Below are 18,151 nucleotides of genomic sequence, written 5' to 3'. Positions count from 1 at the left end.
GAATAGATAGAGTATAAGAAAAGGAGTGAGAGGATGTCTGTACGTTTTATTCTCGGACGCTCAGGTACGGGGAAAACCCATCGCATATTGGGTGAGATGAAACAGAGCCTGTTGGAAGCGCCGAATGGGGATCCCATCATCTATGTCGTACCGGATCAAATGTCCTTTATATCGGAATATGAGCTTGTGAACACGCCTGGATTGAACGGTATGATCCGTGGACAGGTGTTCAGCTTCACGCGTCTTGCATGGAAGATCCTCCAGGAGACGGGTGGGATAAGCCGTTATCATCTGTCAGATGTCGGTTTGAATATGATGATCCGTAAGATTATAGATGAAAACAAGGAACATCTGCATATTTTCTCCAAAGCCTCGGAAAAGCCGGGGTTCATTCATCATGTGGAAACGATTGTGAAGGAATTCAAACGATACTGTATTTCCCCTCTTGACCTCCAAGGATTTGAAGGGGACAGTGAGCGGTCCAAGGTATTGAAGGATAAGCTTCATGACCTTGAACTGATTTATGGGAAATTCGAGGAAAAGCTCCTTGGCAAATACATTGATTCAGAAGATTATTTTCAATTGCTGGCTGATCATGTGAAAAACTCCGGGCTTCTGAAAGAAGCGGAAATTTACATAGACGGCTTTCATAGCTTCACGCCGCAGGAGTATCTCATCATCGATCAGCTCATTCAGCATACGAAAAAAGTAACGGTCGCCCTTACAGCGGATCCCGAGCAGCCGATGGGGGCGATGAACGAGTTGAGCCTGTATCGGATGACGAATGAAACCTATCATACTCTTCAGGATATGTGCCGTGCTGCAGGCGAGTCGGTGGAAGAAGAAGTGATGACTAAACCGATTCGTTTCCGTCATGAAACGATGCTTCATTTAGAACGTCATTTTGAAGACCGGCCAACGGTTCCTTTTAATGAAGGGAAGAGCTCCATCGAATTTCTGGAAGCCTCCAACCGTCGTGCAGAGGTCGAGGGGATCGCAAGGGAGATCCGTAAGCTTGCCAGGGAAGAAGGGTACCGGTACAAGGATATCGCTGTATTGGTGAGAAACAGCCAGGATTATCGTGATAAGGTCGAAACGATCTTTCAGGATCATTCGATTCCGTTTTTCCTTGATCAGAAACGGACGATGCTGAACCATCCCCTCATCGAGCTTATTCGTTCAACGCTTGAAATCATGAATACCAACTGGAGATATGAGCCTGTCTTCCGGGCGGTGAAAACAGATCTCTTATTTCCTTATCAGAAGAATCCCACCGATCTGCGTGAAAAGATGGACCGGCTGGAGAACTATGTGCTGGCTTATGGCATAAAGGGAGACCGATGGACGAAGAAGGACCGTTGGAAATACCGTCGTTTCCGCGGACTTGAACATGTGGACGCGCCACAGACCGACCGGGAAAGGGAGCTTGAACATGAGATCAATGAGCTGAGGTTATTTATCTCGGCACCGATCATCCGTCTTGGAAAACGATTAAAAAAGCGGTCCACGGGCCGGGAATTCTGTGAGGCCCTTTATCTGTATCTGGAAGAGTTGGATATACCCGCAAAGCTCGAACGCATGCGTATGGAAGCAGAGGAAAAAGGCGACTTGATCGCAGCGAGGGAACATGATCAGGCGTGGTCCGCGGTGATGGATCTGCTTGATCAATATGTAGAGATGCTTGGTGATGAAGAAACGACCATGAAAAGATTCTCATCCATCCTTGATGCAGGGATCGAAACGATGGAATTCTCGCTTGTCCCGCCTGCCATTGACCAGGTCATTATTGCCGACCTGGAAAAATCAAGGCTTGGCGATATCAAAGCCGCGTTCATCATCGGAGTGAACGATGGGATCCTACCGGCGAAAATGAATGAAGACGGGGTCCTGTCTGATGAAGACCGTGAGTCGTTGATCAGGAGAGGATTCAAGATCGCACCGAGTAACAGGACGAAGCTGTTGGATGAGGAGTTTGTGGCATATAAAGCCTTTACGACCCCGAGCGAACGCCTCTTCATCAGCTATCCGATCGCCAATGAGGAAGGAAAGGCTCTCTTGCCTTCTTCGTTTATCAAAAGATTGAATGAAATGTTCCCGGGAGCACATACAAAACTTCTTATCAACGAGCCATCGGAATTGTCTGAAGAAGATCAGCTTCATTATGTCTGCCATCCGAATGTGACGATTTCCCATCTGACGTCTCAGCTCCAGTTAAAGAAGCGGGACTATCCGATTCATGATTTCTGGTGGGACGTGTATAACTTCTATACGGCGTCCAATGACTGGAAATGGCATTCCCGCCATATCCTCTCCAGTCTTTTTTATGAAAATCGGGGAAATCAGCTGTCAGAGGACACGAGCAAAGAGCTGTACGGGGACCATATCCTGGCGAGTGTTTCCCGGATGGAGCTGTTTCACAGCTGCCCGTTTTCTCATTTTGCCAGCCATGGACTAAAGCTCAGGGAGCGCGATTTCTTCAAATTAGAGGCACCGGATATCGGTGAAATGTTCCACTCGGCATTAAAGTGGATATCGGAGGAAGTGGAGCGTCATGGTTTGACGTGGGCGTCACTTTCGAAAGCCCAGTGTGTGCAGTTGGCGAAGGAAGCGGTTTTGATGCTGGCACCGAAGCTTCAGCACCAGATCTTATTAAGCTCGAACCGCCATTATTATATCGCGCAGAAACTTGAGCAAATCATAAGCCGTGCGAGCCTGATCCTGAGTGAACATGCGAAGGCGAGCGGATTTGTGCCTGTGGGTGTCGAGCTTGGTTTCGGTCCTCATGCGACCCTGCCGCCGTTTCAGTTCCAATTGAGAAACGGGACAAAAATGGAACTGCAGGGAAGGATCGACCGGGTGGACAAGGCGGAGGACGCAAGCGGCGTGTATCTTAGAATCGTCGATTACAAATCGAGCGCAAGGGATCTCGATATGACTGAAGTTTATTATGGTTTGGCCCTTCAAATGCTGACGTATTTGGATATCGTATTGACGAACTCGAAACAATTCGTCGGGAAGGAAGCGAAGCCTGCCGGCGTGCTCTATTTCCATGTTCACAACCCTATGATCAACAGTAAGAAGATCCTGACCCTGGATCAAATCGAAAAAGAAATTTTCAAGAGCTTTAAAATGAAGGGACTCGTCCTTGGGGATTCAGACATCGTCCGGTTGATGGATCAAACCCTCGACACGGGGAATTCAGATATCATCTCAGCAGGGATCAAGAAGGATGGCTCGTTATCCTCCCGTTCAAAAGCGGCCACGCAGGAAGACTTTCATTATATGCGTCAACATGTCAGAAAGCTCTATGAAACGTCAGGGAACAGGATCATCTCTGGTGAGACGGACATTGCTCCATACAAGCTGAAAGACAGGACACCTTGTCAATTCTGTTCGTTCCGGTCTGTCTGTCAATTTGATCAGTCATTGGAAGAAAATGAGTACAGGGTGCTGCCGACGGCAAAACCGGAAGATTTATTGGCGAAAGTGAGAGGGGAGGTAGAATCCAATGAGTAATGGGACGATTCCGGCGAAACCGGATCATGTAACATGGACAGATGATCAGTGGAATGCGATTTGGGCGAAGGGGCAGGATATTCTTGTGGCTGCAGCCGCGGGATCAGGGAAGACGGCTGTATTGGTAGAGAGGATCATTCAGAAGATCCTCTCAGAAGAGGACAGAATCGATGTGGATGAGTTATTGGTTGTTACCTTTACCAATGCTTCTGCTGCTGAAATGAGGCATCGGATCGGGAGTGCACTCGAGAAGGCAATCGATGAGGATCCCCATTCCCATCATTTAAGGAAGCAGCTGAGCCTCCTGAACCGGGCGTCCATATCCACCCTTCATTCCTTTTGCCTTGAAGTGATACGTAAATATTACTACCTCATCGATATCGATCCGGGTTTCAGGATCGCGGATGAAACAGAAGGTGATCTGCTTCGGGACGAGGTACTTGATGATCTGTTTGAAGAAGAGTATGGCAAAGAGGATAATCATGACTTCTTTAAGCTTGTGGATACGTTTACGAACGATCGAAGTGATGGAGCCCTGCAGGATATGATCCGCAGGCTGTATGACTTTTCCAGGTCCCACCCGAATCCTGATGGATGGCTTCTTGGGTTGGAAGAAATGTACGAGGTCGAAGATGGGGCAGAAATTGACGGGCTATCCTTCATCCAGCCTCTATTGACAGATATCCGGTTACAGCTGCATGGTGCGAAAAGCTTATTTCAGCGCGCATTGGAGCTCACCCGTGTGCCCGGGGGACCGGGCCCGAGAGCTGAGAATTTCCTAAGCGATATCGAGATCGTCGAGAGCCTGGAGGAAAGTCTGTCCATTTCCTGGAACGATTTATATGAAAGCATTCAAACCCTTCCCTTCACAAAGCTAAAAGCGTGTCGGGGGGACGACTACAATAAAGAAATAGTGGATGAGGCGAAGAAGCTGCGGGATCAGGGAAAGAAGACCCTGGAAAAGCTTCAGGAGGATTACTTCTCCAGAAGGCCCGCGTCATTCCTTGAAGATATGAAGAAAATGAAGGACGTGATCCACACCCTGGCAGAAGTGGTGATCGAATTCGGAAAACGTTTCAGACAAGTGAAAGAGGAGAAGGGGCTCGTCGACTTTGCCGATTTGGAGCATTTCTGCCTCGATATATTAAGAGACCCTTCATCCGATAGGTTAGTCCCTTCAGCGGCAGCCAATCTTTATAAAGATAAATTCAAAGAAGTACTGGTCGACGAATACCAGGATACGAATATGGTTCAGGAATCCATTCTCCTCCTCATTACAGAAGAACGAGAGGCAGCCGGGAACCGCTTTATGGTGGGAGATGTGAAGCAATCCATCTACCGCTTCCGATTAGCGGAACCGAATCTGTTTTTAGGCAAGTATACGCGGTTCCTTCCTGTCAGCGGGGAAGCAGGGTTGAAGATCGACCTTTCCCAGAACTTCAGAAGCCGGAAAGAAGTATTAGAAGGGACGAACTTCTTATTTAAGCAAATCATGGGCACATCCGTCGGGGAAATGGAATATAACCAGGAAGCCGAGCTTGTAAAGGGTGCTGCGTATCCGGAAGAGAAGGAGTATCCCATTGAAATGGCCATCATCGATCAGGAAGGGGAGGAACCTTCTTCAAGTGCCGGGGAAGAGGAACTGTCCATCTTTGATGAAGGAGATATCGAGAAATCCGTCCTTGAAGCCCGCTATATGGCTAATAAAGTGAAAAGCATGATCGAGGGACGCACACCGATCTATGATGCGAAGACGAAGACGGAGCGCCCGATTCAATACCGTGATGTCGTGATCCTGCTTCGCTCCATGCCTTGGGCTGCTGAAATCATGGAAGAGTTCAAGCGCCAGGGAATACCGATTTATGCGAATTTATCTACAGGGTATTTCGAGGCGACCGAAATTGCCATCATGCTCTCACTGTTGAAAGTGATCGATAACCCGTACCAGGATATCCCCCTCGCCTCCGTTCTCAGGTCCCCGATTGTGGGACTGGATGAGCAGGGTCTTGCGAGTATCCGGATTCATTCACGGGCGGGGACGTATTATGAAGCCGTGAAGAAATTCGCCGGTGAAAAGCCGGGGAATCCCCGTGAAGAGGAAACCTTTGAAAAGATCAAAGTGTTCCTGTATCACCTTGAGAATTGGCGGACGAAAGCGCGGCAGGGGTCGGTGACGGAATTGATCTGGCAGCTGTACCGGGATACAAGATTCTATGATTATGTAGGGGGAATGGCCGGAGGAAAGCAGCGTCAGGCTAATCTAAGAGCCCTTTATGACCGTGCCCGGCAATATGAAGAAACTTCCTTCAGGGGATTATTCCGCTTCCTGCGATTCATCGACCGGATGAGGGAACGTGGGGACGACCTCGGAGTCGCGAGGGCCCTGAGTGAACAGGAAGATGTGGTGCGTTTAATGACCATCCACTCCAGTAAGGGCCTTGAGTTCCCCATTGTATTTGTTGCGGGGACGTCTAAGCAATTCAACCTCATGGACTTGAATGCATCTTACTTATTGGATAAAGATCTCGGTTTGGCTGTGAAATATACCGATGCAGATAAACGGATCAGCTACCCTTCCCTGCCCCAATTGGCATTCAAGCGGAAGAAGCGGATGGAGGCGATCTCCGAGGAAATGCGGGTGCTTTATGTGGCATTGACCCGTGCCAAGGAGAAGTTGTTCCTGGTGGGGACCGTGAAGAGCCTGGAGAAATCGCTCAAGAAATGGCGGGGTGCCCTGAGTCAGACAGAATGGTTATTATCTGACTATGACCGTGCCGCGGCGAGTTCCTACCTTGATTGGGTAGGTCCGTCCCTCATGCGTCATCCCCATTGCGGTGAGCTTTTGGAAGAAGGTATGCAAGAGGAGAGAGGAATCAATGAAGAGATTCTGAATCATCCATCCTGCTTTCAAATCACGACGATTCATAAGTCTGAGCTTGTTGCTGATGATGAAGAGTCATCGAGTGAAAGCGACAATTGGAAAGAGCAGGTGAAAAATGGAGCGGAAGTGGAAGTGGAGTCCGTCCATAAAGATGAGGTCCTGCACCGCCTGTCTTGGAAGTATCCTCACATGCGTGCGACAAATCTACGTTCGAAGCAGTCGGTTTCCGAGCTGAAGCGGATGGTTGAAATAAGGGATGAAGCAGCAGGGATCGATATTCTGAGGCGACATCAGAAGCCGGTCTACAATCGACCTCAATTCATGCAATCCAAAGAACTGTCTCCTGCTGAAAAAGGAACCGCCATGCATACAGTCATGCAGCATATCTCTTTTACAGACGGGGTACCGTCTGTGGAGAAGGTGGAAGAGTTGTTATCGACGCTGGTCCATAAAGAAATCATGACGGAAGAACAGAAACAGGCGATCTCAGTCGATCACATCGTCGGGTTCTTCGAAACGGGACTCGGCAAGCGAATGGCAAGTGCCAGGGAAATCCAGCGGGAAATCCCATTCAGTATGAGTGTTCCTTTGAGTGAAATATCGGAAACAGGTGAAGGTGCCCCTGAAGAAACGATCCTCGTTCAAGGGGTCATCGACTGTGTCTTCAGGGATGAGTCGGGAGTCGTCCTGCTCGATTACAAGACAGACGGTATCCATGACCGTTATACAGGCGGCTTCCCTGAAGCAAGGCCAGTCCTCCTTGAAAGATATAAAGTGCAGATCGAATTATATACCCGGGCTTTGGAATCCATCTGGAAAGAACCAGTATCAGAAAAATATCTATACTTCTTTGATGGGGGACATGTACTGGAGTTGTAAAGAGAGAACACTTCGAAGCCAGGCTTCGAAGTGTTTTTTTTAGGTGATAGGGGGAATAGCTATACTAATCACTTTTCGAGGAATGGTGGAAGATGAGTAAAAAAACGGTCGGTACGTGTGAATTATGCTCCAGGCAGAATGTCGAAACCACAATCCATCACCTGACACCTAAAGAGGTGGGGGGCACTTTCCTGCCCACGGCACAGCTTTGCATTCCATGTCATAAACAGATCCACTCCCTATATACAAACGATGAATTGGGAGTGAGGTTAAACACAATTGAAGATTTAAGAAAAGACGATAAGATCCGTGCCTTCATTAAATGGGTCCGAAAGCAGCCGCCCACCAAATTAATCAAAACAAAGAAAAGCCATGAGCGCAGGAAGAAACGATAGCCGGTACCATAAAAAAAACAAAAAGCCTGCGAAAGGGCTTTTTGTTTTTTTTAGTTATTTCCTGTTATTGGCTGATCTACGACGTTGCAGTCAAAAGTGGTGTTTACACTGAAGACATTGTAGCTTAACTGAAAGGGACCGGTATTGAAACCACCTGCCCCACCGAACGTTTTTGAAGCGGATTTAGGGGAAATAATGGCTGTATCACCAAATTGGACATTCCCACCTCCCACGTTAAGAATCGCAACAGGACCTACTAATGCGGGCATAATCAACATCCTCTTTTCTTTGGTCTATATTATCAGGCTATGTGAATTTAACAGTAACGTTCATACAAGAGAGGTAGGAATCAATCAGGGGATTCGATTGTTTCGATGGTTTGAGGCGGCTCTCCACCTTCTTTACTTTCCAACTGACGTATGTTTTTCACCCTTGCCTCCATATACACATTCGATGTGTTACCGATATGGATGATGGATGAAAAGGCGGTAGCGCGTATATAGATATTATTCACTTTGATCGGGCACAGATTTAAACGGTTAACCCGGATGTCCGGGTTAATGCGGGGCAATTCGATCGGACTGGTAAACACTTCGGAATCAAAGTTCCCCTCGCTCGTTAAGAAGAATTCCTTCTCACGTTGAACGGCATACGCTTTTGATAAAGCGTTGATGTTCTGGGAATCCCCAATTTGGTAAAGCGAGCTAAAGGCCAGAGTGATACCTTCTAATGAATTCACAATCGAGTATCTCTTAAGCATAAATCACTTAGGGGTGAGTGGAACGAATGGACCGATGATCAGTGATTCAGGCGGGGTATCGAATGCCGAGGCGAGTTGAATGATATCTGCATCCCCGACGAGCACAAGAGAGGAGCTGGCCACTCCTGCAATATCGATATTTCCGACGGATAATTCACGATTGATTACCTGGAGGTTCATTGTTCTTCATTCCTTCCATATGATCTGGGATTTGAGACATAAAGGAGAAAAGGGCGGTCTGGATGTCTTTTTTGATTTTGTCGATGATTTTCCGCTCCCATTCTCCTTCCTGCTGTTTCGATTCGATATACGGGATGTTTTGTAAATAAAATTCGATCCTCTGCGGCATCTGATTCAATAAATCCTGCTTGATCATTTCGTAATAGGATGAATCAAGTGTACGCTGGAATTGCATTTCATTGTCCTGGATGAGACCGGGCAGTTCTGAATCGATATACGCTTTGATTTCCGCGGATATTCTCTCCTTATAAGGTTCAATGTTCTTTATGGATTTGACGTCGATATTGGGCTCGACGGCCAAATCTTCAATCGTTTCTTTCAGGTTACTCGGATTCAGACCGATATTCAGCGTTCCGTCCAGGGACTCCACTTTGAGCTGGTCGAATTTGTATTCGATTTTTTCAACATTGATTTTCGGCGTATCCCTGAGAGTGGTCAGCTCCTGTGAAAGGTCATTCACTTTTTTTTCCAGCGCGACAATTTTCGAGTTGAGCATTTCGATATATTGATAGAGTTGTTGGGGGGTCATATAGTAATTATTCATCCTGCCACCTCTTTCTTTTGTCGCGTTTTCTTTTTATCTTGGCGTCTGGAGTGGAACGAGCGGTGTGACAGAGGGTGTGGTGGATCCGTTCTTCTCGGCTTCCGGGGCAGGCTCTGTATAGCCCCCTGTATTATAGAGGAAGTCATTGGTTGTGATCTGACCGCATGTTCCGATCTGAAGGATGGAAGAATTCGACATCCCCCCGATTTTAATAAATTGAATCTGTATGGACTGTTGAATATAATAATTCGACATTCGGCATCACACTCATAAATTTAAGTTTATTCCCTGATCCATTCCATCGTCATCGATGGTGTAGGTCAAGGAGCTTTCATTATAGACCGAAATCCCCTTACCGGTGATGAATGAACCCGCCCCGGCAAAGGTCTTGGCTGTGGAAATGGGGCTGATATTAAAGACATCCCCGATATGAAAAACGGCACTGGAACCGACATTTACGACTTGTGCAATTCCTACGATTGCGGGCATTGTGACTCACACCTTTAAGACAAAGTTAATTATTGTTATTCTATGTTAAGGAACGGAATAGGTGATAATCGCCTAATTTTCCATTTCGGGTTAGAATAGAATCATGAAACTTTTTTCGGAGGAAACGAAATGAACACCATGTCGCCAATTGAACATTCAGAACGTATTGTGACCCTTGATGTGATCAGGGGATTCTCGCTGCTTGGCATCTTTATCATCAATATGATTTCTTTTCATTCACCATTTCTTTATCTTGATCCATACACCTGGTGGAAAACACCTGAAGATACCGCGTTGTATCCTTGGATCGATGTGCTGGTACAAGCCAGTTTCTACCCCCTGTTTGCCATGATGTTTGGATATGGGTTAGGAATCCAGCAGCAAAGGGCAACGGAAAAGGGGACTTCCTTCTACCTGTTTGGTATCAGAAGACTTCTTATCTTATTGGGAATCGGATGTATCCATGCCTTCCTGATCTGGTCGGGGGATATCCTGATCAATTACGCCGTATTTGGTTTGATTCTTCTTGTATTTATGCGGATGTCCGGAAAAGGGTTGATGTGGCTGGGAGGGATGTTATTTCTGTTGCCGCAAACTTTCTTCAGTATTTTACTAGTATTGATGACCTTTGCCGATCCGACGGGCGTGACGCAATATACGAATATTGCCGCACTGCAGAATTCAGTCGCTGCCTATGCATCAGGAAGCTTCAGCTCTATCATGACGCAGCGTTTTCAGGACTGGTATACAGTCAATTCACCTGACAATCTTATATTCTTGTTACTTTCCATCCTTCCCATGATGATGATCGGGGCAGGAGCAAGTAAACTGCAGCTGTTGGAGAAAGTTCGTGATAAGAAGAACATATGGCTCCTGATCGGTGCGGGTACGATGCTTGCCGGCATCATCATTAAGTCGCTGCCGCTCTTCATTGAGCCTAATTTTGCTTATTCCTATATCCAGGACTTTTTGGGAGGTCCGTTCTTATCAGTATCTTATGCAGTAATCCTTTCATTATTATTGTTGAATGAAAAAATCATGAAATGGAGCAAGCCATTGGCTTCAGTGGGGAGGATGTCCCTTTCGAACTATCTGATGCAATCGATCATCGGAACCCTTATATTCTATTCTTATGGTTTGGGACTTTACGGAGAAGTTACGCTAACGACAGGAACGATGCTCGCAGTGGGTGTTTATGTGATACAGGTGATTGTTTCTGAGATTTGGTTATCCAAGTTTCGATACGGTCCTGTGGAAAAGCTCTGGCGTGTATTAAGTTATGGAAGAAACAACACTGTTCAAAAGGGATAAGACAGAAAAAGGAGATGGGTAGGATGAAATTCGTTAGTTTTCAGGTTGGAGGAAAAGAAACATATGGGGTGGAAAGGGATGGCCGTATCCTTGATTTAGCCGGAGCCCGTGACTTACCCGTTGATTTACTGAGGGGAATAGAAGGCGGGGAAGCGTTTCTTCAGAAGGTGGCACGTGTCGTTGAAGAGGATGATGGGGCCATCCGCTCCTATACACAGGAGGAAGTGAAATGGCTCTCACCCATCCCGGAAGTGAAGAGAAATATTATGTGTGTAGGGAAAAACTATCGTGATCATGCCATTGAAATGGGTGGGGAACAGGATATCCCCAAGGAAATCATGGTGTTCACGAAAGCGACCAATACCGTCGTCGGTCACCAGGAAACGGTGCTTCATCACGGTCAAATAACGGAAGAACTTGATTACGAAGGGGAACTGGCCGTCATCATCGGAAAGAAGGGGAGAGGAATCACTCCTGATGAAGCGTTGGAGTACGTATTTGGTTACTCGATCCTTAATGATATTACTGCCCGTGACCTTCAGAAAAAGCATGGCCAATTCTTTATTGGGAAAAGCCTGGATACAACATGCCCGATGGGACCCTATCTTGTGACAAAGGATGAAGTGGAAGATCCCCAAAACCTGTCCATCACGACCAGGGTCAATGGTGAGATCCGACAATCTTCCAATACGGGAGAAATGATTTTCTCCATCCCGACGATTATTTCCACTCTATCAAAAGGGATGACCCTGGAACCTGGGGATGTCATTGCAACAGGGACCCCTTCGGGAGTAGGAAAAGGGTTCAAGCCTCCACGTTTCCTTAGAAAGGGAGATGTGGTGGAAATCGAGATCGAAGGACTTGGAATATTGACAAATCCGTTACAGGCCTAGTTAAAATTTCTGTTGTTGTACAGACTGTGGTAATATTATGAGCGTAAACTATCTACCTGTAGGAGGTTCAATATGTTTGATACTACACATGCCCATATTACAACGTGGGTCGTTGCCATCATTCTTTTCTTTGTAGCGTTTGGCTTGCATAGTGCAGGAAAGAAAAAAGGCATGAAAATTGTACATATGATTTTACGGTTATTCTACTTGCTGATCATTTTGACCGGTGCTCTATTATTCTGGAAGCATCAGGGAATCAATCCGGCCCTTTATGGCATCAAAGGATTAGTGGGGATTTGGGTGATCGGAATGTTTGAAATGATTCTGGTCCGAACGAATAAAGGGAAGAGCACCAATGTTTTATGGATATTAATGGTCGTCTCTTTACTACTTGTTCTGTATCTCGGATTACGTTTGCCGCTGGGGTGGCGTCCATTTGCATAATGTATAAAAAAGTTGGCTCTTTAAGGGGGTCAACTTTTTTTCTTTTCAATCCGTTGTCGGATCTTGCACAGTATCATTTTCATACAAATGGATATCCAAATCTGTCGAATTGTGGTATTTTGATAGAAACGATGACTTTCAAGTAGGTGTAGAAAATGGTTAAGTCCTTTCAATGCATATATCAAGGGGAACGTGCCCTCAAGCAATTTATTAAAGAGAACGGTATCGATCAACATCCTTCCCTTCTGATCCAGGCCTTTGTCGGAGATTCACCCCTTGCGGTCATAGAGGGGCTGCAAACCCACATAAACCGGCTATTGCCACAAGGAACCCTCATTGGCTGCAGTTCAAACGGGCAAGTGATGGATGGCAGGACCGTAAAGGAGATGGTCTTATCATTTACAGTATTTGAAAAAACGGTGATCCAGGCTCTCTTACAAGAGAAATCAGATTCAAGCTACACACTCGGTAAACAAGTGTACGAGAAGATGGGGACACCCGGAACGAAAGCATTCATCATCTTTGCGAGTCACTTACATCTTGGGGTTCAGGAATTTTTGGAAGGAGCATCCGGTGGAAGCGGTGAAATCCACATCATCGGTGGTGTGTCTTCTGATCTGCCTTCTAAGAGACCGACTTACGTATTCACCAATCGCAGGATTTCAAGTGAAGGATTCGTGACTGCCTCATTGAATGGGGAGGAGTTGACGATTCAGTCATGCGCCATAGAAGAATGGCAGGAAGTCGGGCCTGCCTTCACCATCACCAAAGCCCAAGGGAATGTCCTTGAGGAAATCAATCATATGAAACCCGTCCGGATCCTTGAGACCTATTTAGGGAACCGATTTGTCAAGGAGCTGCCTGACTCATCAATCGAATTCCCATTTCTTTTACAGGGTAAGGATGACAAGGTGGCGGTCTATATCACCAAGGTATTGCCGAATGGAAGCGTTGAACTCAGTCAGGCAGTGACGGAGGGGGAGGGGGTGTCATTTGGATTTGTCAGCGTGCAGGATCTGATCGATTCCACCACGAAGCTCCTGACCCGATTGAAACGTCATCCGGTTGAAACCCATTTTGTGTACAATTGTGTAGCAAGGAGAAGGTACATACGAGACGTGACGGATCAAGAGCTCTCCTATTTCAACCATATTTCTCCTGTGAGCGGGTTTTTCTCTTATGGAGAATTCGGCCGAAGCGGGACCAAGCCCAAACTAATGGCTCATTCCTTGACGTATCTTGGATTGTCCGAGGGGGGACGGGAACCCGTCAAGGATATGAAAATTGATTTTCAATTAACGCCTGAAGCCGATGCCATGATGAGTTTAACTCATTTAATCAATACAGCTGAAAAGGATATTAAAGAATTAACACAGAATATCCAGGTCTCCGAGGAGTATTACCGGTCACTGTTTGATAATAATACGGATTTTGTCTACAGTACCGATTTGAAAGGCAGATTCAATTCCCTGAACCCTTCCTTCATGAAAACGTTTGGATTTACGAGGGAAGAAATCCTTGGGAAATCCGCCCTCCAATTTATCAGGGAAGAGGACGTGGGGAGGGTCAGGAGGCATTTTTACCGTGCCATGGATGGAAGGGAGCAGTATTATGATCTGCCCATTGCATCCAAGAACGGTGAAGTGAATTTTTTTCAGATCAAGAACATCCCCATCACCGTTGATGGAGAATGTGTGGGAATCTTCGGGATCGGAAGGAATGTCACGAAAGAGCGTCAATTCGAGAAGAAAATCACACAGCTTGCTTATTACGACGGTGAAACCGATCTGCCTAATAAGACGAAATTCAAGGAAATCGTCGATGAGCATATCCAGAGGGCCCATAAGAAAAAACGGGAACTCGCGGTACTATTTCTGGACATGGATCGTTTTAAGATGATCAATGACACTCTTGGTCATTGGGCGGGAGATTTAATCATTAAAGAACTTTCCCAGAGGATTCAGGGCATTCTTCCTAAAGGTGCGTACATGGGGCGTTTCAGCGGGGATAAATTTACCGTGCTGCTCACGAAAGAGGTAAATGAATCCACCATATCAGGCGTGACACAGGCGATATTGGATACTATCCAGGCACCATTCACGTATCAGGGGAAAGAGTTTTACATGTCAGTCAGTATCGGCGCGAGTCTATATCCCCGGGATGGGGAAGAATCAGGCGATTTGTTGCGAAATGCCGATTCAGCCCTTAATTGGGCGAAATCAAAGGGTGGGAATAACACCGTTTATTTTTCAAGGGACATGGAAGAAGAGATTACGAGAAAGGTTGAAATGGAAGCCCATCTGCGGAGAGCCGTTGAAAGGCAGGAGCTATTCATCGCTTTTCAGCCGATCATTCACATAGCAAATCAATCCCTCATTGGGTGTGAGTCACTGCTAAGATGGCGGCATCCGGTTTGGGGATTGATCTCGCCGGGAGAATTCATTCCCCTCGCAGAAGAGACAGGGCTGATCCATGATATCGGAAAATGGGTTCTGGTCGAATCCTGCATCCAGTTGAAGGAATGGATGGATGCTGAATGTGGGGAATTCTATATCTCAGTGAATGTTTCTGCACAGCAATTCCAGCACCCTACATTTCTATGTGAAGTGAAGGAAGCGCTGCAGGTATCCGGGCTGCCGGCGGAATACCTCTGTCTGGAGTTGACGGAAACCATCATGCTGCAGGACTCGGCTCATACAATCGACGTCATGAAGTCACTTGCTGATCTCGGGGTGAAGCTTGCGATGGATGATTTCGGGACGGGCTACTCTTCGTTGAGTTACCTGAAGCATCTGCCCCTTCACATTCTGAAAATCGACCGCACATTTGTTCAGAACATGGGTGACTATACACCGGATGTAGCGATCGTCCAATCCATTTCCACCATGGGCAAGGGGTTGAATATGAAGGTAGTGGCTGAAGGGGTGGAAACCGAGGGACAAATGGAATTACTCAAGCAGCTTGGCTGTGATTTTGCCCAGGGGTTTCTCATTGAAAGACCGATGCCACTGGATAAAATGAACACATTTTTAAGTGGGATGCACCTCGTGACGAATCAGGAGCAATAAAAAAAACCAATGCCTTTAGAGTTGCTCAGCTACAGGCATTGGTTTTTTTATTTTGCGTTGATCAGACATTGAAACTTTCTATCACAATCCGTCTGCCGGTACTCAACGTGAATTCAAAGCGGTCCCGTTTCTTTTTGTAATAGGTGAAGTGATGCTGAACAGCACAAACTTCCACACCGTTATCGAAGGTGATGAAGTTCACGCCTTCCTTGATTTTTTGGTTTCCTAGGAAAACAAGGTGGTTGTGGCAAAAGATACTATCATAAATAGAATAGCCCAGGTTGTTCAGGGCGGTTGTAAACTGATGAAAGGCATCATCAGAAATCTCTTCTAATAAATTCTCCAACGAATACAATATATTCTTCTTTATTTGGATTCGATCGCCATTCTCGATTCTTATTCGCTCATACGGTGTGACAATGATGCCATCTTCTAACAACACACCTGAAAGCCAATCCCCATCTCTATACACTTTCACTTCATGATTGAGGTAAAATTCAAGCTCAGATTCTTCCTCGGCATCGATTTCGAAAAAGAACCAAGTATCGTCTTCGAATAAAGCCGTACCTTCGGAATAGGATCTTTTTTGGGATTTTAAAATGTTTGATCGAAATATGTTGCTCAAGTGAATATCCCTCCTTAACTACATTTCTTGTCATAATTATCATATTTCATTCATGTAAAGATTGATTGAGACAATCAACCATTTCCGGCTCCGGGCATAGAATAATTTATGTGTCAGTGAGCCCAGTTTGTTTGACTAGAAAGTGAGGATGATCACTATGTGCGGAATTACAGGTTGGATCCATTATAAACGAGATTTGTCCAATCAAAAAGAAGTAGTGGAAAAAATGGCAGAAACCCTTTCTAAAAGAGGGCCTGATGAAACGAATGTATGGATTGATCAACACGTTGCATTCGGTCATAAACGATTAATCGTCGTCGACCCTGCAGGTGGCAGACAGCCTATGAGCATCCATCATAACGGCCACCTGTTCACCATCTGCTATAATGGTGAGCTTTACAATACAGAGGATTTGCGGCAAGTACTTATTGAAAAGGGCTATACGTTCAAGGGTCACTCAGATACGGAGGTCCTGTTAACTTCTTATATTGAGTGGCGGGAAGAATGCGTTCACCACTTGAATGGCATTTTCGCCTTTGGTGTATGGGACAGTGAGAAGGAGCAGGTGTTTATAGGCAGGGACAGAATGGGCGTAAAGCCTTTATTTTATTTTGAAAAGGATGAGGGGATCCTGTTCGGTTCCGAAATTAAAGCACTGTTGGCACATCCCGATGTCCCCGCGCAGGTAGACCTTCAAGGGTTAGCGGAAGTGCTTGGGCTCGGACCATCCCGTACCCCCGGCAATGGTGTATTCAAAGGGGTGAAGGAATTGCGACCCGCCCACGCCATGCTCTTCACGAAAAAAGGCTTGAACATCTGGAGATACTGGAATGTGAAAAGTGAGAAACATACCGATTCGTTTATCGAAACGGTCTCAAAAGTGCGATATCTCCTTACCGATGCCATACAGAGACAGCTTGTTTCCGATGTGCCCCTCTGTACATTCTTATCGGGAGGACTTGATTCCAGTGCCATTACTGCTGTGGCGGCGAACCGTTATAAAGAAGAAGGAAAAGGGAATCTTCATACGTATTCCATTGACTATGAAGAAAACGATCAGTATTTCAAAGCGAATGATTTCCAGCCGAACTCAGATGCCCCTTGGATCGAAAAGATGACATCGGAATTCGATACGATCCATCATCGCTGTGAGATCAGCCAACAAGATCTGAAGGACCATCTGATCGAGGCCGTCCATGTACGGGATCTGCCGGGGATGGCCGATGTGGATTCATCTCTCTTATGGTTTTGCCGTGAAATCAAAGAGGACTTTACCGTGGGGCTTTCCGGGGAGTGTGCAGATGAAATCTTTGGGGGATATCCATGGTTTCACCGTCCTGAAGACTTTAATCGCAGAGGGTTTCCGTGGATGCGTTCCACAGCTGAACGCCAGGGGCTCCTGAAGGAAGAGTGGAGCAAGAAATTAAACCTGGAAGAATATGTGCTGGAGCAATATGACCGCACGGTGGCAGAAACCCCTCTTTTAGATGGGGAGAGTGAAGTCGAGACCCAAAGGAGACAATTATTCTATTTGAATTTGCTGTGGTTCATGACAACATTGCTGGATCGGAAGGATCGTATGAGCATGGGGGCGAGTCTTGAGGTCAGGGTTCCATTTGCAGACCATAGACTTGTAGAATATGTGTGGAACATTCCGTGGGAGATGAAAATGCATGAAGGCAGGGAAAAAGGCATCCTGAGAAAGGCCCTGGAGGGAGTACTGCCCCATGAGGTGCTTTATCGAAAGAAAAGTCCTTATCCAAAAACCCATCACCCTGTGTATACGAAACTCGTCAGCGACTGGCTGAATGAAATACTCGAAGACAAGTCAAGCATTCTCTATGAATTGTTTGATGAAGAGAAGCTGAAGGAAATTGTCTCAACCGGCGGAGCAGCCTTTGAAGTCCCCTGGTACGGCCAGCTCATGACCGGACCTCAGCTTCTTGCCCATCTCGCCCAGATCCATGTATGGTTCAAGGATTATAATATTGAGATCGTGGAATAAAGCAATAAGAATTAAGAGACCGGTACAAACATAGATTTAAGTAATAATGATTAGATAAAAGAGGCATAGTAAAGAGGGAAGAACTCTTACCTATGCCTTTT

Annotated in this window: 15 protein-coding genes; 8 read left to right on the top strand and 7 right to left on the bottom strand. The window is 46.2% G+C overall.

All coding sequences use genetic code 11. From position 1 onward, the window contains the following. Positions 1-33 precede the first annotated feature (33 nt). From addB to CN378_RS14265, 3 genes are all read left to right on the top strand, one after another. Complete coding sequence (gene addB, locus CN378_RS14275; protein WP_098352982.1) at positions 34-3,516, top strand: helicase-exonuclease AddAB subunit AddB; 3,483 nt, start codon at positions 34-36, stop codon at positions 3,514-3,516. Further along, entirely contained in the window at positions 3,509-7,276 is a 3,768-nt protein-coding gene (gene addA, locus CN378_RS14270; RefSeq protein WP_098352980.1) for a helicase-exonuclease AddAB subunit AddA, read from the top strand. The genes addB and addA overlap by 8 nt, the downstream gene beginning before the upstream one ends. A 92-nt stretch (positions 7,277-7,368) precedes the next feature. Next, the gene (locus CN378_RS14265) at positions 7,369-7,671 is read left to right on the top strand and encodes a hypothetical protein (RefSeq protein WP_098352978.1); all 303 of its coding nucleotides are present in this window, start codon (positions 7,369-7,371) and stop codon (positions 7,669-7,671) included. 50 nt (positions 7,672-7,721) lie between these two features. Here the strand turns inward: CN378_RS14265 and CN378_RS14260 are convergent, their stop codons facing one another. The 6 genes from CN378_RS14260 to CN378_RS14235 form a co-directional block, all read right to left on the bottom strand. Beyond that, complete coding sequence (locus CN378_RS14260; protein ID WP_098352976.1) at positions 7,722-7,940, bottom strand: spore germination protein; 219 nt, start codon at positions 7,938-7,940, stop codon at positions 7,722-7,724. A gap of 80 nt (positions 7,941-8,020) precedes the next feature. Then, the gene (locus CN378_RS14255) at positions 8,021-8,410 is read right to left on the bottom strand and encodes a spore germination protein GerPE (protein WP_257141152.1); all 390 of its coding nucleotides are present in this window, start codon (positions 8,408-8,410) and stop codon (positions 8,021-8,023) included. A 24-nt stretch (positions 8,411-8,434) separates the two neighbouring features. After that, positions 8,435-8,611 carry a spore gernimation protein GerPD gene (locus CN378_RS14250; protein WP_098352972.1) on the bottom strand — a complete coding sequence of 59 codons (177 nt, stop codon included), beginning with the start codon at positions 8,609-8,611 and terminating at the stop codon, positions 8,435-8,437. Next, positions 8,586-9,215 carry a spore germination protein GerPC gene (gene gerPC, locus CN378_RS14245; protein WP_098352970.1) on the bottom strand — a complete coding sequence of 210 codons (630 nt, stop codon included), beginning with the start codon at positions 9,213-9,215 and terminating at the stop codon, positions 8,586-8,588. The genes CN378_RS14250 and gerPC overlap by 26 nt, the downstream gene beginning before the upstream one ends. A 33-nt stretch (positions 9,216-9,248) precedes the next feature. Continuing rightward, a complete protein-coding gene (locus tag CN378_RS14240; RefSeq protein ID WP_098352968.1) occupies positions 9,249-9,470 on the bottom strand; it encodes a spore germination protein GerPB in 222 nt (73 codons plus the stop codon). Positions 9,471-9,482: 12 nt separating this feature from the next. Further along, the gene (locus tag CN378_RS14235; protein ID WP_098352966.1) at positions 9,483-9,704 is read right to left on the bottom strand and encodes a spore germination protein; all 222 of its coding nucleotides are present in this window, start codon (positions 9,702-9,704) and stop codon (positions 9,483-9,485) included. 129 nt (positions 9,705-9,833) lie between these two features. Here CN378_RS14235 and CN378_RS14230 point away from each other — a divergent pair, with 129 nt between their 5' ends. The 4 genes from CN378_RS14230 to CN378_RS14215 all read left to right on the top strand — a co-directional run bounded on the left by CN378_RS14230 (position 9,834) and on the right by CN378_RS14215 (position 15,420). Then, positions 9,834-11,015, top strand: a complete 1,182-nt coding sequence (locus tag CN378_RS14230; protein WP_098352964.1) for a DUF418 domain-containing protein — start codon at positions 9,834-9,836, stop codon at positions 11,013-11,015. 23 nt (positions 11,016-11,038) lie between these two features. Beyond that, positions 11,039-11,908 (top strand): fumarylacetoacetate hydrolase family protein, encoded by an 870-nt coding sequence (locus CN378_RS14225; protein ID WP_098352963.1) that lies wholly within the window; start codon positions 11,039-11,041, stop codon positions 11,906-11,908. 72 nt (positions 11,909-11,980) lie between these two features. Continuing rightward, entirely contained in the window at positions 11,981-12,352 is a 372-nt protein-coding gene (locus CN378_RS14220; RefSeq protein ID WP_098352961.1) for a YisL family protein, read from the top strand. Between the two features lie 155 nt (positions 12,353-12,507). Then, on the top strand, positions 12,508-15,420 hold the full coding sequence (locus tag CN378_RS14215) for a bifunctional diguanylate cyclase/phosphodiesterase (RefSeq protein WP_098352959.1): 2,913 nt from the start codon (positions 12,508-12,510) through the stop codon (positions 15,418-15,420). A gap of 61 nt (positions 15,421-15,481) precedes the next feature. On the opposite strand, the gene CN378_RS14210 is transcribed toward CN378_RS14215, so the two are convergent. Further along, entirely contained in the window at positions 15,482-16,045 is a 564-nt protein-coding gene (locus CN378_RS14210) for a DUF2777 family protein (protein WP_098352957.1), read from the bottom strand. A gap of 148 nt (positions 16,046-16,193) precedes the next feature. Between CN378_RS14210 and asnB the strand changes: the two genes are divergently transcribed. Continuing rightward, positions 16,194-18,050, top strand: coding sequence for an asparagine synthase (glutamine-hydrolyzing) (asnB, locus tag CN378_RS14205; RefSeq protein ID WP_179884930.1), 1,857 nt, complete (start codon positions 16,194-16,196; stop codon positions 18,048-18,050). Positions 18,051-18,151 lie beyond the last annotated feature (101 nt).

Origin of the sequence: Bacillus sp. AFS015802 (genome assembly GCF_002561455.1) — a bacterium.
Lineage (GTDB): Bacteria > Bacillota > Bacilli > Bacillales > Bacillaceae_B > Rossellomorea.
This window is presented reverse-complemented; position numbering and strand designations above follow the sequence as displayed.